General features: G+C 52.7%; 22 protein-coding genes. 8 read left to right on the top strand and 14 right to left on the bottom strand.

Going from position 1 to position 24,810, the window contains the following annotated elements; translation table 11 throughout:
• Nucleotides 1-7: 7 nt before the first annotated feature.
• A complete protein-coding gene (locus IE076_RS06690) occupies nucleotides 8-922 on the bottom strand; it encodes a heme/hemin ABC transporter substrate-binding protein (protein WP_189435989.1) in 915 nt (304 codons plus the stop codon).
• Nucleotides 923-1,330: 408 nt separating this feature from the next.
• Here IE076_RS06690 and hmuQ point away from each other — a divergent pair, with 408 nt between their 5' ends.
• The 4 genes from hmuQ (at nucleotide 1,331) to IE076_RS06710 (ending at nucleotide 3,817) form a co-directional block, all read left to right on the top strand.
• Entirely contained in the window at nucleotides 1,331-1,654 is a 324-nt protein-coding gene (hmuQ, locus tag IE076_RS06695; protein WP_189435990.1) for a heme-degrading protein HmuQ, read from the top strand.
• Between the two features lie 120 nt (nucleotides 1,655-1,774).
• Nucleotides 1,775-2,179, top strand: coding sequence for a MarR family winged helix-turn-helix transcriptional regulator (locus IE076_RS06700; protein WP_189435991.1), 405 nt, complete (start codon nucleotides 1,775-1,777; stop codon nucleotides 2,177-2,179).
• Between the two features lie 118 nt (nucleotides 2,180-2,297).
• Nucleotides 2,298-2,735: a PaaI family thioesterase gene (locus IE076_RS06705; RefSeq protein ID WP_189435992.1), complete on the top strand. Its 438-nt coding sequence runs from the start codon at nucleotides 2,298-2,300 to the stop codon at nucleotides 2,733-2,735.
• 365 nt (nucleotides 2,736-3,100) lie between these two features.
• A complete protein-coding gene (locus IE076_RS06710) occupies nucleotides 3,101-3,817 on the top strand; it encodes a GntR family transcriptional regulator (protein ID WP_189435993.1) in 717 nt (238 codons plus the stop codon).
• 98 nt (nucleotides 3,818-3,915) lie between these two features.
• Here the strand turns inward: IE076_RS06710 and gyrB are convergent, their stop codons facing one another.
• The 11 genes from gyrB to mtnA all read right to left on the bottom strand — a co-directional run bounded on the left by gyrB (nucleotide 3,916) and on the right by mtnA (nucleotide 16,657).
• Nucleotides 3,916-6,369, bottom strand: a complete 2,454-nt coding sequence (gyrB, locus tag IE076_RS06715; protein WP_189435994.1) for a DNA topoisomerase (ATP-hydrolyzing) subunit B — start codon at nucleotides 6,367-6,369, stop codon at nucleotides 3,916-3,918.
• Between the two features lie 245 nt (nucleotides 6,370-6,614).
• Nucleotides 6,615-7,238, bottom strand: coding sequence for a LysE family translocator (locus tag IE076_RS06720; protein WP_189435995.1), 624 nt, complete (start codon nucleotides 7,236-7,238; stop codon nucleotides 6,615-6,617).
• Between the two features lie 85 nt (nucleotides 7,239-7,323).
• Nucleotides 7,324-7,944: a LysE family translocator gene (locus IE076_RS06725; RefSeq protein WP_189435996.1), complete on the bottom strand. Its 621-nt coding sequence runs from the start codon at nucleotides 7,942-7,944 to the stop codon at nucleotides 7,324-7,326.
• Nucleotides 7,945-7,957: 13 nt separating this feature from the next.
• A complete protein-coding gene (locus IE076_RS06730; RefSeq protein ID WP_189435997.1) occupies nucleotides 7,958-8,593 on the bottom strand; it encodes a LysE family translocator in 636 nt (211 codons plus the stop codon).
• Between the two features lie 167 nt (nucleotides 8,594-8,760).
• Entirely contained in the window at nucleotides 8,761-9,891 is a 1,131-nt protein-coding gene (gene recF / locus IE076_RS06735; protein ID WP_189435998.1) for a DNA replication/repair protein RecF, read from the bottom strand.
• Nucleotides 9,892-10,010: 119 nt separating this feature from the next.
• Nucleotides 10,011-11,129: a DNA polymerase III subunit beta gene (gene dnaN, locus IE076_RS06740; RefSeq protein ID WP_189435999.1), complete on the bottom strand. Its 1,119-nt coding sequence runs from the start codon at nucleotides 11,127-11,129 to the stop codon at nucleotides 10,011-10,013.
• A gap of 352 nt (nucleotides 11,130-11,481) precedes the next feature.
• On the bottom strand, nucleotides 11,482-12,951 hold the full coding sequence (gene dnaA / locus IE076_RS06745) for a chromosomal replication initiator protein DnaA (protein ID WP_189436000.1): 1,470 nt from the start codon (nucleotides 12,949-12,951) through the stop codon (nucleotides 11,482-11,484).
• Between the two features lie 176 nt (nucleotides 12,952-13,127).
• The gene (locus IE076_RS06750; RefSeq protein ID WP_189436001.1) at nucleotides 13,128-13,562 is read right to left on the bottom strand and encodes a rhodanese-like domain-containing protein; all 435 of its coding nucleotides are present in this window, start codon (nucleotides 13,560-13,562) and stop codon (nucleotides 13,128-13,130) included.
• Between the two features lie 679 nt (nucleotides 13,563-14,241).
• Nucleotides 14,242-14,508: a 30S ribosomal protein S20 gene (rpsT, locus tag IE076_RS06755; protein WP_189436002.1), complete on the bottom strand. Its 267-nt coding sequence runs from the start codon at nucleotides 14,506-14,508 to the stop codon at nucleotides 14,242-14,244.
• Nucleotides 14,509-14,686: 178 nt separating this feature from the next.
• Nucleotides 14,687-15,460, bottom strand: a complete 774-nt coding sequence (locus tag IE076_RS06760; RefSeq protein ID WP_189436003.1) for an enoyl-CoA hydratase — start codon at nucleotides 15,458-15,460, stop codon at nucleotides 14,687-14,689.
• A gap of 90 nt (nucleotides 15,461-15,550) precedes the next feature.
• Nucleotides 15,551-16,657 (bottom strand): S-methyl-5-thioribose-1-phosphate isomerase, encoded by a 1,107-nt coding sequence (mtnA, locus tag IE076_RS06765; RefSeq protein ID WP_189436004.1) that lies wholly within the window; start codon nucleotides 16,655-16,657, stop codon nucleotides 15,551-15,553.
• A 238-nt stretch (nucleotides 16,658-16,895) separates the two neighbouring features.
• Between mtnA and IE076_RS06770 the strand changes: the two genes are divergently transcribed.
• Nucleotides 16,896-17,750 (top strand): GNAT family N-acetyltransferase, encoded by an 855-nt coding sequence (locus IE076_RS06770; RefSeq protein WP_189436005.1) that lies wholly within the window; start codon nucleotides 16,896-16,898, stop codon nucleotides 17,748-17,750.
• 48 nt (nucleotides 17,751-17,798) lie between these two features.
• Here IE076_RS06770 and IE076_RS06775 read toward each other — a convergent pair whose 3' ends face one another.
• Nucleotides 17,799-18,722, bottom strand: a complete 924-nt coding sequence (locus IE076_RS06775) for a LysR substrate-binding domain-containing protein (RefSeq protein WP_189436006.1) — start codon at nucleotides 18,720-18,722, stop codon at nucleotides 17,799-17,801.
• A 310-nt stretch (nucleotides 18,723-19,032) separates the two neighbouring features.
• Here IE076_RS06775 and amaB point away from each other — a divergent pair, with 310 nt between their 5' ends.
• The 3 genes from amaB (at nucleotide 19,033) to IE076_RS06790 (ending at nucleotide 23,141) form a co-directional block, all read left to right on the top strand.
• Entirely contained in the window at nucleotides 19,033-20,571 is a 1,539-nt protein-coding gene (amaB, locus tag IE076_RS06780; protein WP_189436007.1) for an L-piperidine-6-carboxylate dehydrogenase, read from the top strand.
• A gap of 12 nt (nucleotides 20,572-20,583) precedes the next feature.
• Complete coding sequence (locus IE076_RS06785) at nucleotides 20,584-21,783, top strand: acyl-CoA dehydrogenase (protein ID WP_189436008.1); 1,200 nt, start codon at nucleotides 20,584-20,586, stop codon at nucleotides 21,781-21,783.
• 173 nt (nucleotides 21,784-21,956) lie between these two features.
• The gene (locus IE076_RS06790; RefSeq protein ID WP_189436009.1) at nucleotides 21,957-23,141 is read left to right on the top strand and encodes an NAD(P)/FAD-dependent oxidoreductase; all 1,185 of its coding nucleotides are present in this window, start codon (nucleotides 21,957-21,959) and stop codon (nucleotides 23,139-23,141) included.
• A gap of 118 nt (nucleotides 23,142-23,259) precedes the next feature.
• Here the strand turns inward: IE076_RS06790 and pap are convergent, their stop codons facing one another.
• Nucleotides 23,260-24,747: a polyphosphate:AMP phosphotransferase gene (pap, locus tag IE076_RS06795; protein ID WP_189436010.1), complete on the bottom strand. Its 1,488-nt coding sequence runs from the start codon at nucleotides 24,745-24,747 to the stop codon at nucleotides 23,260-23,262.
• Between the last annotated feature and the right edge of the window lie 63 nt (nucleotides 24,748-24,810).

The raw sequence follows: 24,810 nt of genomic DNA on the forward strand, positions 1-24,810 counted from the left end.
AGTCACCTCAGGACTTTGGCGGGGTTTTTGTGGCGATTTCCGCGAAATGGTCGCTCAGGTCGCGAATGGCTTGTGCTGTGCGCGGGCCAAAACCGAGTAGATAAGCACCGGCCATAACGATGAGGTTTCCGTTGAGACCAGCGGGTGTGAGGCTGAAACCGGGTTGCTTCAATATATCAGATTGGCGGCTTGAGCCCGAGCGAGACATCATCATCACCACTTCTGGTGCAGCGGCGATCAGTGCTTCTTTGGAGATTGGTTTATAGCCGCGCAGGTTAGCAAACACATTGGTTGCGCCAGCCAGTTCGATAACGGCATGAGCCCCTGTTTCACGACCAGCGACAAGGGGTTTTCCGCCTCCCTCCGAGATGACAAAGACAACTTTGAGGGGATTGGACTGTTCCTGCGCATAGGCAATAGCCTCGTCTAGATCAGCTTTGACTTTAGCTTTCAGCGCTTGTGTTTGTGCGGGCAGATGGAGCGCGTTGCCGACGACCTCGATCTTTCTGAGAATGCCCTGCGGGGAATATGCCTCGCTAACTTCCGTCAGTTTGATGGAGGCTGCCTTAAGCACATCCACCGCAGTGGTCGGTCCAGCGCCTTCCATCATCAGGATGTGGTCGGGATTGGATGCCAGGACACCTTCTGCGCTGAGGGCTCTCATGTAACCCACATTGGGAAGCTGTGTTGCTTCCTCCGGATAGAGGCTGGTTGTATCAACCGCGACGAGCTTGTCCTGTGCATTCAAGGCGTAGACAATTTCAGTCAGCGAAGAGCCAATGGAGATAATGCGTTGGTCTTGCTGCATAGTTTCAGCTTGTGCCTGACCAATGAGCATTCCGAGGAAGACGCTCAGCAGTGCGGCGCCAGCATAAGGCAGTAGTATGGAAAATGAATTGAAGACTTTGGTTAGGAGACCCATTGTTGCACCCATATGAGAGAAGGTTTTTTTGTTCCTTCGGGTATGAGTGGCTGATGGCTTCCCAGATTGACCCGTCAAGTAAAGCGCTATCTATTAAAATAACATGAGTCCAATACTCATGTTTAAAGATTCGGTCAACCGCAAAATTTGATATGAGCGCGGAGGAGGCACCTACACGAAATAATTCTTGACTATCAAACTCATATTTTCTAGATACGCTGAACAACGGCCTCAATAGACTCGTTGTTGAGACATCTTGCCAGCCAAGCGCTTTGAAAAGCCAGCCAGCCTCGTCATATCCTATCCTTCCTGTCATGGCATGTGGTTGAGGGTCGTTCTGAGGACCCGTAACTCTGCCGAGCTTTTGACAGGAGAGGCTTTAGTACCAATTGGCTAAGGAGTTCCAGCGTGTATATCGCAATGAACCGTTTCCGCGTAGTTCGCGGCAAAGAAGAAGAATTTGAAACCGTCTGGAAGAATCGCGAGCGGCATCTGAGCTCTGTTCCCGGCTACATTGAGTTCCGGATGCTCAAAGGCGAGAGCGCGGAAGACCACACTCTCTATGCCTCTCACACCCTTTGGGAATCCTACGAGAGATTTCAGGACTGGACCAAATCCGAGGCCTTTGCCTCCGCTCACAAAGGTGCAGGAACCCGTAAGAACTTCTATCTGGGCGGCCCGCAGTTTGAAGGCTTTAATGTCATTTTGACCGAGACCCGCGAAGTCGCGTAGGGCCTCTCTGTTTGGAAGCTACACCTTGCTGTAGCTTCCTTCTCCCCCTCCAAAGTATCAATTGCCCTCCTTTATTTTGTGTGCAAACTATTTGTACGCGAAATATTTGGAGTGTCTTTCATGCAGTTGAAGGATTGCATTTTTTATCTGCTTTCCAGAAGCTCCAGACGTGGTGCACGGTTTTATAAGAAGCAATTGGATGCTCTGGGGCTGACCCCGGTGCAATCCATTGTTTTGCAAGCGCTTGCTGTTCAGGATGGCTGCACAACTTCCCGGTTGGGCAAGGCTGCTGAACTTGATAATGCGACGCTCACTGGCGTACTGGATCGGTTGTGTCCTGCTGGATGTCTGGAGCGCAGGACGAGCCTGGAAGACCGGCGCGCGCAAAGGATTTTCCTCACAAAGCGAGGGCGAAAAATTGCGGATGTTCTCGACAGTTTGACGGAAGACGCCAATGCCAAATTTCTGGCTGAGCTGAGTGATCAGGAGAGGGACGATCTCAAGATACTACTGAGCAGGCTTTAGCCAAGCCAGCAAACTGATTTGAATTCTAGTTTCAGCGCGTAATCCCAGCCAAAACTTGAGAGATATTTGCGGGACTACGGCTTTATCTCAAAGATTTTCAATAGGACGGATTGAAGAAATGGACGTAAAAACGATGTCAGGCCTTGATATCCTGAAAGCTATGCAGAAATCGGGCACTCGGCCAGCTATGGCCAAGACCATGAACGTGGACCTTATTTGCATCGAGGACGGTCTTGCTCGCTTTAGATGCGAACCAACCAAGGACCACCTCAATCCAGATGGCGGTGTTCACGGTGGGTATGCGGCAACGGCGCTGGACTCTGTGATCTCGCTCGCTGCGCAAACCAAGCTCAAGGATCTATTCAATTTCCGCGGAACATCGGAACTCAACGTCAAGTTCATACGTCCTATTAGGGGAGGTCAAGTTGTCTACGCGGAAGCTCGCGTAATCAGCATGACGCGCCAAACCGGAATTGCAGCTGGCGAAATCGTCGATGAGGACGGTAAGATTTATGCTTACGCCTCAGGAACTGTTATGCTCAAACCAGAATCCTGATTGTTGGACAAGGTCACGAAGGAGCATATGTCGCCTCACTGTGCTCCTTCAACTGTGGAAAAGTTAGCTGGCAACATATTTTTTTCTGGCAATCAAACCAGTTAGTTCCACTGAGCGGAATAAGATGTAAGCATCAATAAGTTGAAATTAACATCTCGCTATATCCATATTTACGCTTGAAAGAATTAGGAATTTTACAAATAGCGCAATATTTCGCCCTTCCCCGAAGGCAAAATATTTTCCAATTGCACATCACACAGTTTACACGCTATACGTGCTTACGTATTCCTTTGATGAGATATCCGGAGCGATCTGCTTTCATGAACGCTTAGATTCGTTCTCATCCAAAAAAAAGCGCTTTTGTCATGCTGCACACGATCTCGGACCGTTCCCTCATCTCTCGTTTTGGGATTTCTCCTTGGTCATCTGCGAGTAATCGTAAGAGTGATGCTGTCTATCATTATCTGGAAGAACAGATCATCGTCGGTGCGCTCATGCCTGGCGAAGCAATTGCCGAGCAGACCGTGGCTGATGCCTGCCATTGCGCTCAGGGAACTGTGCGTGAGGCACTGCTGAAACTACAACAATCCGGCCTGGTGGTGAGACATGAGTATAAGGGTACCCGCGTTGCGGGTATTAGCCGACCGGAAGCAATTGAGATCGTCAAGATCCGTATGCAGCTGGAAGAACAAGCAGGACGCATGATCGCCTCCAACATTTCCGAGGAAACACGTAACCGGCTTTTTGACATTCTGGATGCCATGTGTCAGGCGGCAGATAGCAACGAAGTATTCTTATGTAGCGCTTATGACCGGCTTTTTCACGCCACATTATTCAGACAAGCGAACTTGCGAGGACTAGAGCCTATTCTGGAAAGATGCGCGCTTCATATGCACCGTGTAACGCTATCTCACATGAAACCCCCGCTCAATGGTGTTGAGATTTACGAAAAGCACATCAAGATTATAGAAACCCACTGCAATGGCGCACCCGACGAAGCTGCAGAGGCAGCACGTACCCATGTAAGTTTTCTGTTTGATCGCTGGGTATCCAAGCACAGCTTCGAAAACCTCGACGTATAGACACTCAGAAATCAATCTATGCAGAGCATGAAAAAAGCCGGAGTGCAGAAGCAAACCGGCTTTTGATTTTTTTGTTGCCTGTAACTAGCGTACGTTGCTTAAACGTCGAGGTTTGCAACAGCCAGTGCATTGGTCTGAATGAAGTCGCGGCGTGGCTCAACTTCATCCCCCATCAGCTTAGTGAAGATATCGTCAGCAGCATCCGCTTCCTTGATCTTCACCTGCAGCAGAGAGCGTACATTCGGGTCCAGAGTGGTTTCCCAAAGCTGCTCCGGGTTCATCTCGCCCAGCCCCTTATAGCGCTGCATGGAAATGCCACGGCGGCCTTGTGCGTAGACGGCTTCCAGAAGTGCTTGCGGGCCACGAATTTCGACAGATTTGTCTTTGCGCACTAGAGATGCAGCCTTGTGATAGATCTCGTCGAGATGCTTGAAATAGCTGTCGAGACGGCGGGCATCCGCAGAACCCAGCAGGGCCGCATCAATTGTGGTGACTTCCTTCACACCGCGCACAATCCGGCTGAAGATGAGATCACCTTCTTCCGTTGCCTCGCCTTGCCACCCGCGCTCAAACTCATCGGCCAAAATATCCAGACGACGGGCAATGTAAGCGGCAGCTTCCTGCGCTTTTTCGTGATTATGCAGGTTGTCTGCGTTCAATGCACCAGCAATTGCGGCCTGTTCTACAGCTGCTTTGTCGTAGCGGGAATGCAGGCTATTGAGAATGTCAGAGACCTCACGCGCTTCTTCAACAACGGCGCGCAGGTCTTCGCCCATACGCACTTCGCCGTTTGCGAGTTGGAGTGACGTTTCATCCAGACCGCTGCCGATCAGATACTCTTCAAAAGCGGCCTCATCTTTAAGGTACTGCTCGGACTTGCCGCGCGTTACCTTGTACAGCGGAGGCTGTGCGATATAGACATAGCCATTCTCAATCAGATCCGGCATTTGGCGGAACAGGAAGGTCAACAACAGCGTACGAATGTGCGCACCATCGACGTCAGCATCGGTCATGATGATGATTTTGTGGTAGCGCAGCTTTTCGACGTTGAACTCTTCGTTGCCGATGCCTGTTCCCAGCGCAGTAATCAGCGTGCCGATTTCCTGCGAGGAGATCATCTTATCAAAACGTGCGCGTTCTACGTTCAGGATCTTACCCTTCAACGGCAGCACGGCCTGATTTGATCTGTCACGGCCCTGTTTGGCAGAGCCACCCGCGGAATCACCCTCCACTATGAAGAGTTCGGCTTTAGAAGCGTCGCGCTCCTGACAATCGGCAAGCTTACCAGGCAGGGAGGCGATATCCAGCGCGCCTTTGCGGCGGGTGAGCTCACGTGCTTTACGCGCAGCTTCACGGGCGCTTGCCGCTTCAACCACTTTGGATACGATGGTCTTTGCAGGAGCAGGGTTCTCTTCCAACCACGTGGAGAGCGCTTCACCAACTAGGTTTTCAACTACTGGACGGACTTCTGAAGAAACCAGCTTGTCTTTGGTCTGGGAAGAGAACTTTGGATCCGGCACTTTCACAGAGAGCACGCAGGACAAACCTTCGCGGCAGTCTTCGCCGGTTGGGTTGACCTTCTCACGCTTCAGCAGGCCTGAGGTATCCGCATAGCCAGTCAGTTGGCGTGTCAGCGCGGCACGGAAACCGGCAAGGTGCGTACCACCATCGCGTTGCGGGATGTTGTTTGTGAAGCACAGTACGTTTTCGTGGTAGCTGGAGTTCCACCACATGGCCACTTCGACGGTGATACCGTCTTTTTCGGCCATCATTGTCACCGGCTCTTCGATGAGCGGGTGCTTGGCACGGTCCAGATAGCGGACGAATGCTTCCAAACCACCTTCGTAGTAAAGCTCTTCAACACGAGGCTCGACACCACGGTCGTCGGTCAGGATGATACGGGCACCCGAGTTGAGGAATGCCAGCTCGCGCAGGCGATGCTCAAGGGTGTCGTAGTCAAACTCAATCTTGGTGAATGTCTCAGGAGACGGGGTAAAGGTCACTTCCGTACCAGATTTACCCGGCGCATCACCAACAACTTCCAGCGGCGCAGCGGACTCGCCATGATGGAAGCGGATAAAGTGCTCTTTATCATGGCGGAAGATGCGCAGGTCCAGAGTAGTCGACAGCGCGTTTACCACAGAAACGCCCACACCGTGCAGGCCGCCGGATACCTTGTAGGAGTTGCTGTCAAACTTACCACCAGCGTGCAGCTGGGTCATAATAACTTCGGCGGCAGAAATTCCCTCTTCTGAGTGAATATCTACCGGGATTCCGCGTCCATTATCGGTCACCGTGACAGAGCCATCGGCATTCAGCGTCACGGTTACATAATCGGCATGACCGGCCAGCGCTTCATCAATGGAGTTGTCGACAACCTCATAGACCATATGATGCAGGCCGGATCCATCATCAGTGTCACCGATATACATGCCAGGACGCTTACGTACAGCATCCAGACCCTTCAGGACTTTAATGGAATCTGCACCGTACTCACCTGTGCCATTTTCCTGCTCAGGTCCGCCATTTTCAGGGGTCGACGTTTCGCTCATTCGAATCACTTCACACAACGGGTTTCATTAGGGTTCATGTTATAATTGGTTGGGCAAATGGTTCAAGCAATCTGAGAGTTTAACCGCTCGTAAACCAAGGGAAATATTGCATAAACGCGTTTTTTACAGGGGGAAAATTTCCTTTGCGTCCATCCCCCGGAATTGCGCTTACTGCTGGTTCCTCCAGTTTCCATTTTTGCGTCTGGAGTTTTCCCAAAACCGGTCCTGTTTTTTTGGCAGTCTGGTTAGCGCACGATCATTAACAGGGCGACGCAAAGAAGTCCAAGACATGCCAATCGATTTACCAGATGCGTTGTCTTCTGCGAAGTCAACAAACTCCGAAATTTCACCGCCAGAAATGAGTAGGCGCTGTTTATGGTCAACAACACCGCTGACAGCACCGTGGCAAGTTCGACAAAGCCTATCAGGCTCATTTCCTCGACGCTAACGAGATTGGGCATCAGCGCGAGGTAGAACATGATCGCTTTGGGGTTCGACAGGTTGAACAAGAGCCCAGCAAACAGGGATGTTTTGGCAGAAGATTGTGGTGGTATTTGGTTGCCCCTAAAACCAGAGGGCGTTACCTCCGCGCTCTTCCAGATCCCATAGGCGATATAGGTGAGATAAGCCGCACCAAGCCACTGCAACGCCAGAAGCGCTCCGGAAAAACTGCTGGCGAACGCTGCAAGCCCCAAAGCAGCCACGGAAAACCAGAGCAGATCACCACTAAGCAGGCCAAAGCAGAACAGCAAGGCCCCGCTGCTGCCAAAGCTCATGGCGCGGGCAATGATTGCAAAAACAGCAGGACCGGGAATGACAGCAAGCGTGAAAAGCGTGCCAGCAAACAGGGCGAGGCTGGTTACATCCATAAGTTACAGCGGTTCTTTGCTGGAGAAGAGGATCTTCAGGATACCATGCCGCTTGTTTTCGCAAACATCAAACAAAAGCGCCGTGCTAGCGGGTGACCATGGTTGCAGCTACGCCAACCATGACCATGCTGGAGCCCTTATTCAGACGCTGAAACGCTTTTTGCGATGAAATCAGTTTCTTTGCTGAAGCGGCCAGATAGGCATAGATGCCGAAGACAACAAACAGCACACCAGCCATTGTCGCGACCAGCTCCCAATACGCAAGCATGTTGATCTTTTCCATGGGCACGATGTTTGGCATCAGTGCCATGTAGAAGATCACGACTTTCGGGTTGGACAGGTTCATGGACAGACCAGCAAGCAGCGCAGCCGTGCGCGAAGATGGCTTTACAGCAACATCATCGGATTGTGCCGGGTTGAAGCCTTTGGAGTTCCACATGCCCCATGCCACGTAAAGCAGATAGGCCGCGCCAACCCACTTGAGTGCTACAAACACCATTGCATAGCTGGTTGCGATGGCCGCCAACCCCAAAATGGCCAGCGTAAACCAGAACAGATCTCCGAAAACCATACCGATGACAAACATAGGTGTGCCGCGCATGCCGTGGCCGAAGATACGAGCCAGCAAAGCAGCAACACCCGGCCCAGGAGTGATCGCGGCAGCAAACAGGGTTCCCGCAAAAATTAAAAGAACAGTCAATTCCATCTAAATGCCCTTATTATCGCGCGACGATTGCAGCAGCGGCGCCAAACATTGCAAAGCTCGCGCTCTTGTTCAATCGAGTAACAGCTTTTTCTGAAGTCAGGAGGCTTCGTGCCCGTAAGCTCACTCCAATATAGATTGCAAAGACCAGTGACAATACGCTGAGCGTAACAAACATAAGCTCCACCAAGCCAATGGCCGTAACGGTTTCCATAGGCACCACGCTTGGCATCAATGCAGCATAAAACAGCAGCCCCTTTGGATTTGACAGCGTAATCAGCATACCGGAGAGCAGCGTTTTTGCGCTGTTTCTCGTGGTTTTCTGCGATGTTGCCGCGATTTGCGCATCCACTTGCGGTGTCTGTAAATTGCTGGCGTGCCAGAGTTTCCATGCCAGATAGAGCAGATAGGCTGCACCTGCATATTTAACGATAGAAAAGGCCAGTACATAGGTACTTGCCAGCTTCGCCAGACCGAGGATTGCCAAAAGAAACAGGCACATGCTGCCAATCAACATGCCAGAGACAAATGCAAATGTACCTTGCAGCCCAAACCCGAGTGTACGGGAAACCAACGCTGTAATAGCCGGGCCCGGTGTAATGGCAACAACAAATAGAGTTACCCCGAAAATGAGAAGAATTTGCAAGTCCATGAAATCACATTGCTTTTAAAAATAGGTGGTGTGAAGCAGATTGATTGCCCTCGCCCGGAAAGGCCATATGCGCCTTCTGAGAGCAGAAACCCAGAGTAATCACATAGCTTATGCGCTGACAAGCGAGATAAAAGTGTGTTGCCTTCAGACGAGCTCAACGAAACAGCTTAACTGGACTTAATTGCACCCTCTGCAACATCAAAAATCTGCGCGGCACTTGGCAAGTCTTTGAAGAGGTTTTTGTCGGTACCTGTCATAAAGACCTGACCGCCTAGTACCTCCAGGCGGGTAAAGAGCGCTTCGCGGCGGCCCGGGTCGAGATGGGCAGCCACTTCATCCAGTAGCAGAATGGGCGTCATGCCGGAAATGGAGGAGGTCAGATCCGCATGGGCCAGAACCAAGCCGATCAGCAGGGCCTTTTGCTCTCCGGTTGAGGCTTGGGCGGCTGGCATTTGTTTTTCGCTGTGAACCACATAGAGATCTGAGCGGTGCGGACCGTCCAGAGTGCGGCCTGCTGCACGGTCTCGGAAACGGCCTTCCACCAACAGGTCGCGGTAACAATCTTCCCGATCAGATGCGCTGAGGCCGATGGTTGCAGTTTCGAACGCGCCTTGCAGGTGAATTTCCGCGGTCGGGAAGGGGAGGCCGAGTGCTTTCTGGGCTTCCAGAGTTTTCGCCAGCAGGCTCACTGTTTCACTGCGGGCCAGAGCAACAGCGGTACCTAACTCGGCAACCTGCGCTTCAATCGCATCAAGAAATTCTGGCGTTCCGCCTTCAGAAAGCAAGCGATTTCTCTGGCGCAAGGCTTTTTCAAAGCTGGCAACCATTCTGCCGTGAGACGGGTTGAGGGAGAGAACCAGACGGTCAAGAAATTTACGACGATCCGAAGCTGAGCCCGTGAACAGGCCATCCATAGAGGGAACAAGCCACAAAACACGGAGGTATTCCAGCAGAGCCTCAGAGGAGCGCGCCTCTTCGCCATCGATACGGACGCGGCGGCCCGGTTCTCCTGCGGTCAGGCCGGTGCCGATGCGGGTTTCGCCAAACTCGCCCTCCAGCATTGCACTAACGGCCCAACCACCCGAACTATCGGTACGCGCCACATCACCAAGGGTTGCACGGCGAAGGCCGCGACCAGCGGAGAGAAAGGAGATTGCTTCCAGAATATTGGTTTTGCCTGCACCGTTGTCACCGACGAAAGCGATCATTCGGCTGTTCAACTCAACGCTGGCTGCGCTGTAGTTTCGAAAATCCGTTAGCGCGAGGCGAGTAAGCGCCACAGGCACTGGATCCGACATTCAGGCTCTCTCAGGTTGTTTGAGTTTTGATCATATTCTCACCCAAAAACCAGTAGCGGTTTTTCGGGAATATGTACCAAGAAAAATGCCCCCGGCTTTGGTGGCCGAGGGCAGAACTTTTAAACGCGCATTGGCATCAAAACGTAGATCGCTTCGTCGCTTCCTTCATCGCGGACCAGAGTCGGAGAACCGGAATCTGCGAGCGTAAAGAGCGCGGTGTCGGCTTCCAGCTGTGCCGCGATATCCAGCAGATACTTGGAGTTAAAGCCGATCTCGAATTCTTCGTTATCGTATTCAACGGCCACTTCTTCTGTCGCACTGCCGGAATCCGGGTTGGTGACGGTCAGAACGATCTTACCTTCGCTCAGGGCCATCTTAACTGCACGACCACGGTCGGATGCGATGGTGGAGACGCGGTCTACGGCCTCTTTGAAGGCATCGCGGTCAACGCGCAGCTCCTTGTCATTTCCTTTTGGAATGACACGCTCATAATCCGGGAAAGTGCCATCGATCAGCTTGGATGTGAGAATTATATCGCCAATCGTGAAGCGGATTTTGGTCTCGGAGATCTCAACCTTGATCTCAGCTTCCGGATCATCCAACAACTTCTGTATTTCGCCAACGGTTTTACGCGGGACGATGATACCCGGCATTCCGTCGGAGCCTTCCGGCGCCTCGAGCTCAGCCTGAGCGAGGCGGTGTCCATCGGTTGCAACCGCGCGGAAACGCAGGCCGTTCCCCGCATCCAGAGAATGCATGTAGATCCCGTTGAGGTAGTAGCGGGTTTCTTCCGTGGAGATCGCGAACTGTGTGCTGTCGATCAGTTTGCGGATGCCCCCAGCAGTCATGGTGAAGCTGTGGGTGAACTCACCTGCTGTCAGGTCCGGGAAGTCGGTGACTGGCAGGATCTGCAGCGCGAAACGGGAGCGTCCGGCGCGGATCTCCATGGTGCTGTCATCGCCGGAGGTTTCCAGAACAACCTGTGAGCCATCAGGCAGCTTACGCACGATCTCATAGATCATATGGGCTGGAACGGTGGTTGCGCCTGGTGTTTCCACCATGGCTGCGATGCTTTCCACGACTTCAAGATCCAGGTCAGTTGCCTTGAGGTTGAGGTTACCACCTTCAGCCTGCAGCATGACGTTGGAGAGGATCGGAATGGTGTTCCGCCGTTCGACCACACGGTGTACGTGGGTCAGAGACTTCAAAAGCTCGGTCCGCTCAAGTGTCACTTTCATGCGAAACGTCCATTCTTCTGGGCGGAGTGACGTGCCGGTGCAGCGCACTCCGCGAATTACTAATCAAAATGCCCAGTGCTGGTGCAGAGGTACCTCCGTCCGCACCGCCCCATCACACGGAGTTTGACCTCCGGCGGGGTCGTACAAACTGCACTTTTCGCTCTCAAAATGCAAGAGGGGCGCTGCAAGCAGCGCCCCAATAATCACCAAAATCCTGTAAGGAGCCTATATGCTCCTATGTGCGGACACTAATTTGAGCACGTTGCGTTCATTTCCGTTCACGCGTCACACTCTAATTCTTGTTCTAAGCGAATTCTCGTCATCTGATTGAAAGCAATCAGACAGAATGCGCTTAGGCGTCCAGCATGCGTTTCAGCAGCTCCAGCTCCTGCGCAAGACCATTATCGGCTTTGGAGAGCTCTTCGATTTTACGAACTGCATGCAGCACTGTTGTGTGGTCGCGGTTGCCGAAGCGACGGCCGATCTCTGGTAGAGACCGCGGGGTCATCATCTTGGCGAGGTACATTGCGATCTGACGCGGACGCACGATTGTACGGGTACGGCGCGCAGAAAGCAGATCCGCTTTTGTGACGTTGTAATGCTTGGAAACGACGCGCTGGATGTCTTCGATCTTAACGCGGCGAGGCTCAGCTGCGCGGATGAGATCACGAAGAGTGATTTCAGCCATTTCCAGAGTGACCGGAGAATTTGTCAGCTGGTTGTGTGCGACGAGACGGTTCAGAGCACCTTCAAGGTCACGGCCTGAAGAGGTTACGTTGCGTGCAACGTAATCCAGAACAGCGTCCGGCACGGTGAAGTTCGGGTATGAGCGCTGCTGGGCGCGCATACGGTCTTCGATGATTGCACGGCGCAGCTGGAAGTCCGGTTCGGAGATATTTACGACCAGGCCACCTGCCAGGCGGGAGCGAACGCGATCATCCAGACTTTCCAATTCAGCCGGAGCGCGGTCAGCTGCGACAACAACCTGACGAGCACCATCAATCAATGCATTTAGTGTGTGACAGAACTCTTGCTGTACCTGCTTGCCGTGCAGGAACTGCATGTCGTCGATCAAAAGAAGATCGATAGAACGCAGAGTTTCCTTGAAGGACATTGCAGACTGTGCCTGAAGCGCAGCAACAAAGCGGTACATGAAGTGTTCTGCAGTGAGGTAGAGAACGCGGCGACCAGCCATACGGGCCTGGTTTGCAATCGCCTGCATCAGGTGGGTTTTACCAAGACCCACAGATGCGTGGAGATAGAGCGGATTGAAGGTTACGCTGCCACCACCGGCAACCTGCTTTGCGGCAGCAAGCGCCAAAACGTTGGATTCACCTTCAACGAAACTGTCAAAAACGTATTTTGGATCGAGGGAAGCCCCTTCGAGTACGTCTTTTGAGGAAAGGTCAGACCGCCCGCCCCGGCCACCCATCATTGCGGGCATTGGGGATGCGGCGCGCAAACCAACCGGATCATTTACCTGAATTGGGCGCATATCAGCCGACTTGCCGCCCATTGCGGGACGTGCAGCTGGTTTAGCCGCAGCCGGACGAGGACGAACAGCACCGCGTACGGTGAGTTCGATTTTATGAATGTCATCACATTCATTTTTCCAAAGTCCCATCAGACGCTCTGAATAGTGGGATTGGATCCATTGCTTCAAAAACCGCGTTGGAACAGACAAACGAACGGTGCCGTTAGTATGCCCTTCCATGTCTACGCGTGCAAACCAGCTGGTGAATACATCTTCACCCAGTTCCGCACGTAAACGTTTCTTAACGCGATCCCATTGCTCCGGCCCTGGAGCTTCCTGAACGTGCATGCTCGCCTCCTTGCAGCCGTTGGGTATTCCGCCACAGATACCCAACCTTCAAATCTATTGTGCTCATTTTGAGCTTTGTTGAACCAGGCGTTTGTTGATTTCGTTGTCATTAGACAAAAACATCACATCGGTGTGGCGCCCACACACCGTTGTTGAATTCTAATATTTCCTGGGAGCTATCCTTGGCTCCACGGAAGACCTTGCGCCTTCCATCCAGAAACCGATCCCCGATGACCGTCAGCATCATGACCGCCTTCAAAGCCATCTGCCACGTTGTAGCAGTTCTTATAGCCAAGGGCTGTCATCGCAATTGCTGCTGCCTTGCTTCGTGCTCCAGAGCGGCACAAAAAGAAGATTACAGCGTTTTGGTCAAGTCCTTTTTGCGTCAAAGCGTCAGAAAGTTGAGTTGCAAAGCCCTCGTGAGGACCATTGGACGGGAAGCCCTGCCATTCAGCAAGGACGACTTCCTTACCCAACATGGAAAGATCAGGTATGCCAACAAAGGTCCACTCGGCATTTGTTCTCACATCTACAAGAGTTGCAGAACTGTCAGCTTTCAGGTTCTCGAACACTTCCGTTACGTTTCGATCACCCGCATAGGACTCATGCATTGATACTTCCATTACCAACCTAGACACATTCCGTTAAATCACCCAAGCGCGAGGGTCACTATAAATAGACTCAAATTCGAATTTCAAGAAAAATCAAAGAGAGAAAGCAGAAACAGCATCAAAATGACGCAACATTTCTAGTAGTCCAAGCTGCAACTACTATAGATTGCAACTCTTAGACTTGACGCCATCCGACCATTCTTGGCCAACCCTGGATTGATTCTTCTAACTTGTATGCTGGGATCGGGAAGTAACCCGACTTCTTCTTGACCATACACAGCCGATTTTGGTCCCGCAATAGCGGAAAGTTTGCAAACCGCAAATGCCCTTTCTGTGACGCCGGGTCAAGCCCATATGTCGTCAACGGTTAAGTTCGGCAAAAAGCAGTGAACTCAACAACTTTCTTAACATGCACTTGGTTCATGGTGGGCTCAGGACGCGAATAAAAAAAAATTATCCGGCAATCTCTTGACTCACCAAGAATCTGCTCGTTTAAGCCGCGACAAAATTAACCTAGATCTAACCTGCTGTTATTTAAGGTTTTTCTCTGACAGGCTACGAGACTATTCCACAGGCTATTCGCTGCGAAAATGCCCCAGTTTTATCTCTGGGTAACGTTATCCAGCTAATAAAAAAGCCCGGCCATACGACCGGGCTCTTTTAGTCCAAGAAACTTGGATTAGGCGCCGAGTGCCTTAATGCGAGCATTCAGACGGGATACCTTGCGAGACGCAGTGTTCGCATGGATAACGCCTTTGTTAGATGCACGCATGATTTCAGGCTGTGCAACTTTGAATGCTTCGTTAGCAGCTGTCTGGTCACCCGCGACAATTGCTTCTTCCACTTTACGCACGTAGGTACGTACGCGGCTACGGCGAGCCTTATTAGTGGCCGTCTGGCGAGCAATTTTACGTGCCGCCTTCTTGGCCGAAGGAGTGTTGGCCATGGGCTCTGTCCTGATCTGTCAGTAAGAACTGTTTTCAAATCGCGAACGAGGCCGCCCAGAGCCGCCCCGGTCAAACGAATTCAGTGACGAACAAGATCCGCCACCGGTTGTGGAGCGCTTATAGTTGGGAGTCTTAGCCTCGTCAATGAAAAAAGGTATAGACGCGCCCAAAAACGGCTTATCCGTCTTCGAATTCTGGTTTTCTCTTTTCTATGAAGGCCTTCATACCTTCTTTTTGATCACTGGTTGCAAACATTGAATGGAACAAGCGACGCTCAAAACGAATGCCTTCTGCAAGGGTTACTTCGTAAGAACGGTTTACACTCTCCTTAGTCATCATAACGATTGGGGTAGAGAAACTTGCAATCTTTTCAGCAGCTTTGATTGCTTCTGCAACCAGATCGTCGTTAGCCACAACGCGGGAGACCAATCCAGAGCGTTCTGCTTCAGCGGCATCCATCATGCGGCCTGTCAAGCACATTTCCATTGCTTTCGACTTGCCAACAAACCTTGTTAATCTCTGTGTACCGCCTGCACCCGGCATGACGCCCAGCTTGATCTCTGGTTGACCAAATTGCGCGGATTCGGCTGCTAGAATGAAATCGCACATCATTGCCAGCTCACACCCACCGCCCAGCGCAAAGCCTGCGACGGCTGCGATGATCGGCTTACGCTTTTGTGCGATTTGGTCCCAGCTGGTGATGAAGTCCATCAGATAGGTCTGCGGATAGTCATACTCGGCCATCACTTTGATGTCAGCGCCCGCTGCAAAGGCCTTTTCTGAGCCGGTGATAACTGTTGCGCCAACTTCAGGGTCGCGATCAAAGACATTCAGCGCTTCATCAAGCTCAGCGATCAGGTCGCTGTTCAGCGCATTTAGTACTTTTGGCCGGTTTAGCGTAATCAGGCCAACCTTGCCCCGTGTCTCAACCAGAATATTCTCGTAGGACATCTGTCCCTCCCAATAAAATCAGTCTGAATTGCTGCCCTAACATTGAAGAGCGCCCGCTCAGCGGCAAGGTATCCGTTTGTCGTAGTCCCGTCAGGCAGCGGTTGCTGCCTTCTCCGGGAACAGTGCAGCAAGCCCTTCTTTGCTCGCCGGGCAGGCTCCACGTTCGGTAATCAGAGCACTAACATATTTTGAGGGGGTCACATCAAAGGCAAAGTTGGAAAGTGGTGTGTCCGGTGGGCAAATGCGGACTTTTTCAACTTGACCTTCGGTGGTTTCGCCGGAGATCCACGCAACTTCCTCGCCGCTTCGCTCCTCAATCGGAATTTCCTTCAAGCCATCGGCGACGGTCCAGTCGATGGTGGAGGAGGGCAGCGCCACGTAAAACGGAACGCCGTTGTCATGTGCAGCGAGCGCTTTGAGGTAGGTGCCGATCTTGTTGCAGACATCTCCGTGAGCTGTGGTTCTGTCCGTCCCAACGATGCACAGATCCACCATGCCGTGCTGCATAAGATGGCCGCCAGCATTATCGACAAGAAGGGTATGCGGCACGCCGTGCTCGCCCAGCTCCCAAGCGGTCAGGCCAGCCCCCTGATTGCGCGGGCGGGTTTCATCCACCCAGACGTGGACGTTGAGGCCTTTGTTATGCGCCTGATAGATGGGTGCGGTGGCTGTTCCCCAGTCGACCGTTGCCAGCCAGCCTGCGTTACAATGGGTCAGGATGTTGATGGTCTCGCCTGGGTTCTTGCGTGTGGCAATCTCCTCAATGATCTGGAGGCCGTGTTTGCCGATGGATTCGTTGCACTTTACGTCTTCATCAGAAATCTCGATCGCTCGTTTCCAAGCTGCCTCTGCTCTTTGCTCAAGTGGCAGCTTTGAGAGCAGGCTTTGCATATCATTCAACGCCCAGCGCAGGTTAATCGCGGTGGGGCGAGTGGCGTGAAGCACTTCCCATGCATTACTCAGAGCCGCATCGCTTGGGTCCCGCGCCATCTCCAGTGCCACGCCAAAGGCAGCGGTTGCGCCGATCAGTGGGGCTCCACGTACCCACATGTCTTTGATGGAAACTGCCGCGCCTTCCAGATTGCGCAGCTCGACCTCAACAAAACGATGGGGGAGGTGTGTCTGGTCGATGATCCCGACCGTTTTCCCGGCCTCCAACGGCCAAATGGAACGATATGCTTTACCATGAACTTTCATCGCGCTGTCTCCTACCCATTTCTGCGATATGTGCGGCAGATTATCGGAATAATCCGGGGCTCGATCTGCATTTTATCACGCACCGTTTCTTTTCCTCAAAAAGTTCCATTAGGCAGCGGGTTTCGCTTAATTGATTTAAATCGGATCCCTTCATTTCCTCTTTAACCATAATGCGCTACGCTACCTTCTCAATGTCTGTTACCGTTCAACTGTGCCGAGTTGATGAAAGAGGCTCGCAATGGCTCCGTTAGACACTGAAATTCGCGTAGAAGACGAGGATGGCATTCTGACCATGCTGGATTGGGCTGCCCAAGAGGGGTGGAACCCGGGTGAGGACGACGCTCCTTCCTACTATGCGGCAGATCCCGGAGGTTATCTTGGTTGCTACCTGAACAATCAGCTGATTTCGATGGTGTCTGCAGTCAAGTACGGCGAGGCCTACGGTTTCCTTGGCTTTTTTATTTGCCACCCGCACTTTCGTGGTCAAGGATTTGGTGGCGTAATATGGAATGCAGCATTGCGACGGCTCGAAGGGCGCACCATCGGCCTTGACGGCGTAGTGGCGGAACAGCCCGCTTATACGAAGTCTGGCTTCAAGCTCGTTCATCAGAATATGCGCTATTCCGGCCCGTCCACCGCAACAATGCCGATCGATCCGCGCATTTCCATCATCGGGAAGGGCATCTTGCCGAGTATTATCGAGTATGACCGCAACTACTTCCCAGCGGATCGCACGGCCTTTCTGGAGCGCTGGCTTGAGCCAATGAACCCAATCCGTCGCGGAGTTTGTGTGGTGGAAGACGGGATCATTCGAGGGTATGGCGTTATTCGAGCAGCGCGGGATGGATATCGTATTGGTCCACTGGCGGCTGAAACGCCGGAAACCGCTGATCTGCTGTTCCGTGCTCTGGCGGGTAGCGCAAGAGGGCAAATGGTCAGCATAGACCTGCCTTTACCCAATGAATTCGCGGTGGAATTGGCAGAGCGCTACGAGCTATCACCCGTGTTCGCAACTGCCAGAATGTACAAAGGCCAGGACCCCAACCTACCCCTACACAAGATTTACAGCTTTGCGAGTTATGAGCTGGGGTAAGCGGGCCCGGCGCTAGATACCTCATCTCTTAGCCTAGAGGACTTCACACTACTGCGGCAGTAATGTCTCGCGGTCTACCTGTTGTTCGTGGGCTTCTTCCTGAAGCCAGGATTTAAAGGAGTTTACGACGGGGCGCAGGGTGCGGTTTTCCGGATAGACGAAGTGGTAGGCTGAGGAGAGTTTGAGGCTGGTGTCGAAAAGGCGAACCAGTGTGCCTGCTGCGAGTTCTTCTTCGATAAAGAATTTTGGTACCAACGCGACGCCGAGGCCTGAGGCTGCGGCCTGCGAGATCATGGTGAACTGGTCGAAGCGAGGGCCTTGGAAAGCTCCATCTGTTTCTACGCCTGCCAGCGAGAACCACTTTTGCCATGCATCTGGGCGTGTTGACTGATGCAGACGCATGACATCCACCAGATCTTCCGGCTTATGCAGACTGTGCCGATCGCGGAAAACTCTGGAGGCGACCGGAATGACTTCCTCTTGAAACAGCGGCTCAGCGATAGCACCAGCCCAGACAGGTTCGCCGTAGTGGATCGCGCCATCGAAGGGCTCTACCGAGAAATCAAAGGGGCGCAGTCTGACTGAGAGGTTGAAGCTGGCTTCCGGGTAGCGCTCATGGAAGCGGGGCAGACGGCGGGCCAGCCAGCGTGTGCCGAACGTTGGCAGAACCGCGACGTTGAGCACATCCTCACTGCCTGCGAACGACATCACCTGACGGGTCGCGCTGGTCATCTTTTCCAGCGTGCCACGGATGTCGTGCAGGTAGATGCGTCCGGCATCCGTCAGAACGATGCGCTGGCGAATTCGCTTGAAGAGTTCCACGCCCAAACGTCCTTCCAGCAGGCGCACCTGTTTGCTGACCGCGCCCTGAGTCAGGAACAATTCTTCTGCTGCGCGCGTGAAGCTGCCATGTCGGGCGGCGCTTTCAAATGCGATCAAACAGTCAATGGGAGGGATAAATCCACGCTTCATCCTGAGCTTTCATGATGCCGTGAACAACTCGAAACTTCTGAAATCGCAAGGGGAGATATGGCCAATGCGAGTAAATTTCGTTCTATTCGGCATCATCTCCTTTATCAAACAGACCTTTAGACAAGGCGACACCTATCATTATCCCGCTGATTTTACGCAGTTTTCTGTATGACGCAAGCTCTGGGCAGAATTTTCAGTCATTCCATATGTGAATGAATAATGGAAAAGACGTAGCTTTTATGAAGCCCCCGGACAGGAGAAACTCTGGTTAGATTTTGAACTGGCCGTTTCTCACAATTTGGGGACTTCAATGACCGTAGGTCTGGATACCGCGCAATTCGCACACGAAACAATCGAACTCATGGAGCGCATGGGTGTTGCCCGCGCTGCTTTGGAGGGTGGTACGCTTGCTGCGACTTCTCCTAACTCCGGTGAAACACTGGCGATGATCAAGGAAAACAGCGTTGAGGAAACCTCCGCTGCCGTTGGTCGTGCGCATGATGCTTTCAAAGAGTGGCGCAAACTGCCTGCGCCTCGCCGTGGTGAGCTGGTTCGTCTGCTGGGTGAAGAGCTTCGCACTTACAAAGACGACCTTGGCAAGCTGGTGAGCCTGGAAGCAGGTAAGATCACCTCTGAAGGTCTGGGTGAAGTTCAGGAAATGATCGACATCTGCGACTTTGCAGTTGGACTGTCCCGTCAGCTCTACGGTCTAACCATTGCGACCGAGCGTCCGGGTCACCGAATGATGGAAACCTGGCACCCATCTGGTGTTGTTGGCGTGATCTCCGCATTCAACTTCCCAGTTGCAGTTTGGTCATGGAACGCTGCACTGGCCTTTGTTTGTGGTGACTCCGTTGTTTGGAAGCCGTCTGAAAAGTCTCCTCTGACAGCAATGGCTGTTCAGGCGCTTTATGAGCGCGCAGCTGCAAAATTTGGTGATGATGCGCCGAAGGGCCTGCTGGAAGTTATTCACGGTGGCCGTGAAGTTGGTGAAGCACTGGTCGACGACAAGCGCGTGCCTGTTATCTCTGCAACCGGTTCCACCCGTATGGGCCGTCAGGTTGGTCCACGCGTTGCACAGCGCTTTGGTAAGTCCATCCTTGAGCTGGGCGGCAACAACGCAGCGATCGTGACCCCGTCTGCTGATCTGGATCTGACCCTACGCGGTGTTGCGTTTGCGGCTATGGGCACTTGTGGTCAGCGTTGTACATCCTTGCGTCGCCTGATCACACATGACAGCGTTTATGATGCGCTGATCCCACGTCTGATCAAGGCTTACGCTTCTGTGAAGATTGGTATCCCAACTGAAGAAGGTACTTTGATCGGTCCGCTTATCGACAAAGAGGCTTTCGACAACATGCAGAAAGCTCTGGAAGCTGCGAAGGCAGCCGGCGGCACTGTTCATGGTGGTGAGCGTGTGATGGCGGATGAATATCCGAATGCCTATTACGTTCAGCCAGCGGTCGTTGAAATGCCGGGTCAGGTCGGTCCTGTGCTGGAAGAAACTTTTGCTCCGATCCTTTATGTCATTCGCTACAGCGACTTTGATGAAGCAATTGAAATTCAGAACGGCGTTGGTGCTGGTCTGTCTTCTTCCGTCTTCACCAAGGACATGGGAGAAGCAGAAACCTTTGTTTCTGTTCTTGGCTCTGACTGCGGCATTGCAAACGTCAATATCGGCCCGTCCGGTGCTGAAATTGGTGGCGCATTTGGCGGTGAGAAAGAAACCGGTGGTGGCCGTGAAGCTGGTTCTGATGCCTGGAAGGCTTATATGCGCCGCGCAACCAACACCATCAACTACTCTGGCGCTCTTCCATTGGCGCAGGGTGTTAAGTTTGACGTTGAATAAGGAATTTCAGGCATGAGTAGTGATCCAACCGGCGGTGGTGTCTTCAATTGGGAAGACCCATTCCTGCTGCGCGACCAGTTGAATGAAGACGAAGTCCTCATCATGGAAAGCGCACGTGCCTACGCTCAGGAAAAGCTTCTTCCCCGCGTGGTAGAAGCTTACCGCGAAGAAAAAACCGACCGCTCCATCTTCAACGAGATGGGCGAGCAGGGTTTGCTTGGTGTGACTCTTCCTGAGCAATATGGTGGCTCAGGCGCGTCTTACGTGGCTTATGGTCTTGTTGCGCGCGAAGTTGAGCGCGTCGACAGCGGCTACCGCTCCATGATGAGTGTTCAGTCCTCGCTGGTGATGTACCCGATCTATGCATATGGCTCTGAAGAGCAGCGCATGAAGTATTTGCCGAAGCTTGCTTCTGGTGAATATGTGGGCTGTTTTGGTCTGACCGAGCCTGATGCTGGTTCTGATCCCGCTGGAATGCGCACCCGCGCTGTTAAGACCGAGAGCGGATACCGCATCACCGGTTCCAAAATGTGGATCTCCAACTCACCGATTGCAGACGTGTTTGTGGTTTGGGCGAAGTCTGAAGCGCATGACAACAAGATCCGTGGTTTCGTTCTTGAAAAAGGTATGGAAGGTCTTTCCGCACCCAAGATCGAGGGCAAGCTGTCTCTGCGTGCCTCCATCACCGGTGAAATCGTGATGGACAACGTGGAAGTGGGCGAAGATGCGCTGCTGCCTAACGTTTCTGGCCTGAAAGGTCCGTTCGGCTGCCTGAACCGTGCACGCTATGGCATCTCCTGGGGCTCTCTTGGTGCTGCGGAAGATTGCTGGATGCGTGCCCGTCAATACGGTCTGGACCGCAAACAGTTCAACCGTCCGTTGGCGCAGACACAGCTGTTCCAGAAGAAGCTGGCAGACATGCAGACCGAGATTACCCTTGGCCTTCAGGCTTCCCTGCGTGTTGGTCGCCTGTTTGACGACGGCCGTGTAGCGCCTGAGATGATTTCCATCGTGAAACGCAACAATTGCGGTAAAGCGCTGGACATCGCCCGTCAGGCTCGTGACATGCACGGTGGTAACGGCATCTCCGAGGAGTTCATGGTGATGCGCCATGCTCAGAATCTTGAGACCGTCAACACTTATGAAGGTACGCATGACGTTCACGCCCTTATTCTAGGTCGTGCACAGACTGGCCTTCAGGCTTTCTTTTAAGCCCTGATCAGAAGCGTCGTCTTGCAAAAAACGCTGGGAGGCCTTTTCCAGACGACACTTGATATTCTTTGGGAGGCGCTTCGCCTTCCTCTTAGACCGGCGCCCGCAATGCCCGCCAAATATTTCGGGCGTCGGTTCTTTCCTCTTTCATTTCTCAGTATTCAGGTGTGACTATGGCGGTGGCTTCAGTTGATGTTGCTATTATTGGGGGGGCTGTCATCGGCTCGTCCGTGGCGTACCATCTTGCTCAGCGCGACGATTTTAAAGGTCACATTGTGGTCTTCGAAAAAGACCCGTCCTATCAACATTGTGCCTCAGCACTCTCTGCTGCCTCTATTCGCCAACAATTCTCCTCTGCGGTAAACATCGATATCTCGCTCTATGGGATCGATTTCCTACGCAATATCGGCAACCTGCTGGCCGTGGACGGCGACAAGCCGCGCATTGATCTGGTTGAGGGCGGCTATCTGTTCCTTGCAACACCAGACAAGCGCAGCATTTTGGAGGAGAATCATGCTCTGCAGCAGAAGATGGGTGCAGATATTGGGTTTCTGGAAACGGATGCACTCAAGGCCAAGTTTCCATGGCTGAATGTCTCAGATCTTTCTGCCGGCTGCCACGGTCTTTCGGGTGAAGGCTGGTTTGACGGTTATGGTCTGATGCAGGCTTTTCGGCGCAAAGCACGCTCTTTGAATGTGCCTTACGAGCCGTATCAGGTGGTTCATCTGGAAAAAATCATTGGTGGAAGCTGGATTTTGACACTCTCCAATGGGGAGCAGGTGGAAGCTGGCGTGGTGGTGAATGCAGCTGGCGCCTCAGGGGGGACCCAAATTTGCATGGAAGCTGGCTTTGAAGCGCCCGTGCATTCCAAAAAGCGGATGATCTTCACCTTTGAATGCCGTGAGGAGGTTCCGGGTCTGCCGTTGCTGATTGATCCGAATGGTACTTATGTGCGTCCTGAAGGGACCGGTTTTATCTGTGGCAGCTCGCCTGATGAAGCGCAGGACCCGGATTGCTTTGACTATGAGGTGGATCATTCCTTCTTCGAGGAGCATCTCTGGCCAACGCTGGCAACGCGCATTCCTGCGTTTGAAGCTATCAAGTCCGGTGCGGCATGGGCAGGGCATTATGACGTGAACCTGTTCGACCATAACGCGTTCATGGGCCCAGTTCCCGGTATTGAGGACTTTTATATCGCACTTGGGTTCTCAGGCCATGGTTTGCAGCAAAGCCCTGCGGTTGGGCGGGGTCTGGCGGAATATATCGTCACTGGAGGCTATGAAACGCTGGACCTTTCCGAACTGGGCGTCGAGCGTCTGGCTGCAAACAAGCCGCTGATTGAGCGGAATGTGGTGTAAGGCGCGGATACTCCTACTTTGCCGCTCTGATGGCTTTGTAACTCAACCTCAGCAAAACGCCCTGTCACGTGGTGTTCTGTGACAGGGTATTTTGCAGTGCTTTTCTATGAAGAGGGCGCTATTGCTCCTTCTTCTTCATTGCTTTTTCTAGGGCGTTCACGGTGGTTCGAAGAACCTGAATACGGGCGTAGCGTTTGTCTTCAGAAGAGATCAGCGTCCATGGGGCGTAGCGGGTGGAGGTGCGGTCCACCATATCTCCTGCAGCGACTGAGTATTCGTTCCATTTCAGGCGGTTGCGCCAATCTTCCTCGGTGATCTTATAGTTCTTGTAGGCGGTTTCTTCTCGTGCTTTGAAGCGGCGCAGTTGCTCTTCTTCAGAGATCGCGAGCCAGAATTTGCAGAGGATGAAGCCAGCGTCCGTCAGCTCTTTTTCGAAGGCGTTGATTTCATTGTAGGCACGCATCCAGTCACCTTCGGAGCAAAAGCCTTCGATGCGTTCGACAAGAACACGCTCGTACCATGAGCGGTCGAAGATCGCACTGTGGCCCTTTTTCGGCAAACGGCGCCAGAAACGCCAGAGATATGGATGTAGCTTTTCCTCGACAGAAGGGGCCGCGATTGGGTGGACTTTGTAATTTCGCGGATCCATGGAGCGGGTTAGACGGCGGATTGAACCACCTTTGCCAGCTGCATCGTTGCCCTGAAACACGGAGATGAAACCGAACTTTCTAAAGCGTTTGCGGTCTGTCAGGTACGCCATCTTGTCCTGAAGCTCTTCAAGCTCTTGCTTGTAGTCTTCCTTGGAGATTGTTGCAGTCAGATCAATCGCGTCGACGGCATTGGCTTGAGATAGGGTTGTTACAACAGCAGGTGCGGAGATCGGTTCACTGCTTCCGCTTTCCAGCTTTTTTCTCATGGATTGCGCAATAGTCTCCGCCAGAGCGAGATCGCGAACATCCGGGTCCTGAGAGGGGATGACAAACCAAGGCGCATAGCCCGTGCTGGTTTGCAGGGAGGCCTTCTCACCTGCGTTCTGTGCGGCGCGATAGTGCTCTGCGCCTGACCATTCCTCAAGAAAGTGGCGACCTTTCTTACCCTTTTCTTCAATGGAATGCAGGCGTTCTTCCTGCTCCTGCTTGGGAAGGGTAAACCAGAATTTGAGGAGGAGAACGTGCTCATTCGCCAGCATCTTTTCAAAGCGGTTGATGGCTGAAAGCTGGCGCTCCAGTTCTGCATCATCAATCCTGCCCATCACTGAATCTCGCAGCGGAGACTGATACCATGAGCCGAAGACGATGGAGGTTTCTCCGCGCGCAGGGAGGTCACGCCAATAGCGCCAGGATGCTGGACGGGCGCGTTCAGATTCACTGCGTTCTTCGTGGTAAGCATTGCAGAACAGATAACGGGCATCCATCCATTCATACAACCGGGAGATCGCTGCTCCCTTGCCTGCACCATCTACGCCTGCAAGCAAAATGATCGTTGCAAAGGCCTTGTTCTCTCTCAGCTTGTGCTGAACTTCCAACAATTCCTCACGGAGTTCGGGCAGTCTTTTCTGGAGCAATTCTTTGCTGACTGTCTGAGGAATATTTGCGGATTGAAACATGCATGTGACCTTCGAATCTGGGGCATGGCGCTAAAACGTTATTTTTTCTCATTCGACTGTGAG

Origin of the sequence: Pseudovibrio japonicus (assembly GCF_014651595.1) — a bacterium.
In the GTDB taxonomy this organism is placed as follows: domain Bacteria; phylum Pseudomonadota; class Alphaproteobacteria; order Rhizobiales; family Stappiaceae; genus Pseudovibrio; species Pseudovibrio japonicus.

Bases quoted from the DNA above. Each gene is read 5' to 3' on its own strand.
- IE076_RS06690 (WP_189435989.1), bottom strand. From the start codon at position 922: ATGGGTCTCCTAACCAAAGTCTTCAATTCATTTTCCATACTACTGCCT.
- IE076_RS06700 (WP_189435991.1), top strand. From the start codon at position 1,775: ATGCAGTTGAAGGATTGCATTTTTTATCTGCTTTCCAGAAGCTCCAGA.
- IE076_RS06705 (WP_189435992.1), top strand. From the start codon at position 2,298: ATGGACGTAAAAACGATGTCAGGCCTTGATATCCTGAAAGCTATGCAG.
- IE076_RS06710 (WP_189435993.1), top strand. From the start codon at position 3,101: ATGCTGCACACGATCTCGGACCGTTCCCTCATCTCTCGTTTTGGGATT.
- gyrB (WP_189435994.1), bottom strand. From the start codon at position 6,369: ATGAGCGAAACGTCGACCCCTGAAAATGGCGGACCTGAGCAGGAAAAT.
- IE076_RS06720 (WP_189435995.1), bottom strand. From the start codon at position 7,238: ATGGATGTAACCAGCCTCGCCCTGTTTGCTGGCACGCTTTTCACGCTT.
- IE076_RS06725 (WP_189435996.1), bottom strand. From the start codon at position 7,944: ATGGAATTGACTGTTCTTTTAATTTTTGCGGGAACCCTGTTTGCTGCC.
- IE076_RS06730 (WP_189435997.1), bottom strand. From the start codon at position 8,593: ATGGACTTGCAAATTCTTCTCATTTTCGGGGTAACTCTATTTGTTGTT.
- recF (WP_189435998.1), bottom strand. From the start codon at position 9,891: ATGTCGGATCCAGTGCCTGTGGCGCTTACTCGCCTCGCGCTAACGGAT.
- dnaN (WP_189435999.1), bottom strand. From the start codon at position 11,129: ATGAAAGTGACACTTGAGCGGACCGAGCTTTTGAAGTCTCTGACCCAC.
- dnaA (WP_189436000.1), bottom strand. From the start codon at position 12,951: ATGCACGTTCAGGAAGCTCCAGGGCCGGAGCAATGGGATCGCGTTAAG.
- IE076_RS06750 (WP_189436001.1), bottom strand. From the start codon at position 13,562: ATGCATGAGTCCTATGCGGGTGATCGAAACGTAACGGAAGTGTTCGAG.
- rpsT (WP_189436002.1), bottom strand. From the start codon at position 14,508: ATGGCCAACACTCCTTCGGCCAAGAAGGCGGCACGTAAAATTGCTCGC.
- IE076_RS06760 (WP_189436003.1), bottom strand. From the start codon at position 15,460: ATGTCCTACGAGAATATTCTGGTTGAGACACGGGGCAAGGTTGGCCTG.
- mtnA (WP_189436004.1), bottom strand. From the start codon at position 16,657: ATGAAAGTTCATGGTAAAGCATATCGTTCCATTTGGCCGTTGGAGGCC.
- IE076_RS06770 (WP_189436005.1), top strand. From the start codon at position 16,896: ATGGCTCCGTTAGACACTGAAATTCGCGTAGAAGACGAGGATGGCATT.
- IE076_RS06775 (WP_189436006.1), bottom strand. From the start codon at position 18,722: ATGAAGCGTGGATTTATCCCTCCCATTGACTGTTTGATCGCATTTGAA.
- amaB (WP_189436007.1), top strand. From the start codon at position 19,033: ATGACCGTAGGTCTGGATACCGCGCAATTCGCACACGAAACAATCGAA.
- IE076_RS06785 (WP_189436008.1), top strand. From the start codon at position 20,584: ATGAGTAGTGATCCAACCGGCGGTGGTGTCTTCAATTGGGAAGACCCA.
- IE076_RS06790 (WP_189436009.1), top strand. From the start codon at position 21,957: ATGGCGGTGGCTTCAGTTGATGTTGCTATTATTGGGGGGGCTGTCATC.
- pap (WP_189436010.1), bottom strand. From the start codon at position 24,747: ATGTTTCAATCCGCAAATATTCCTCAGACAGTCAGCAAAGAATTGCTC.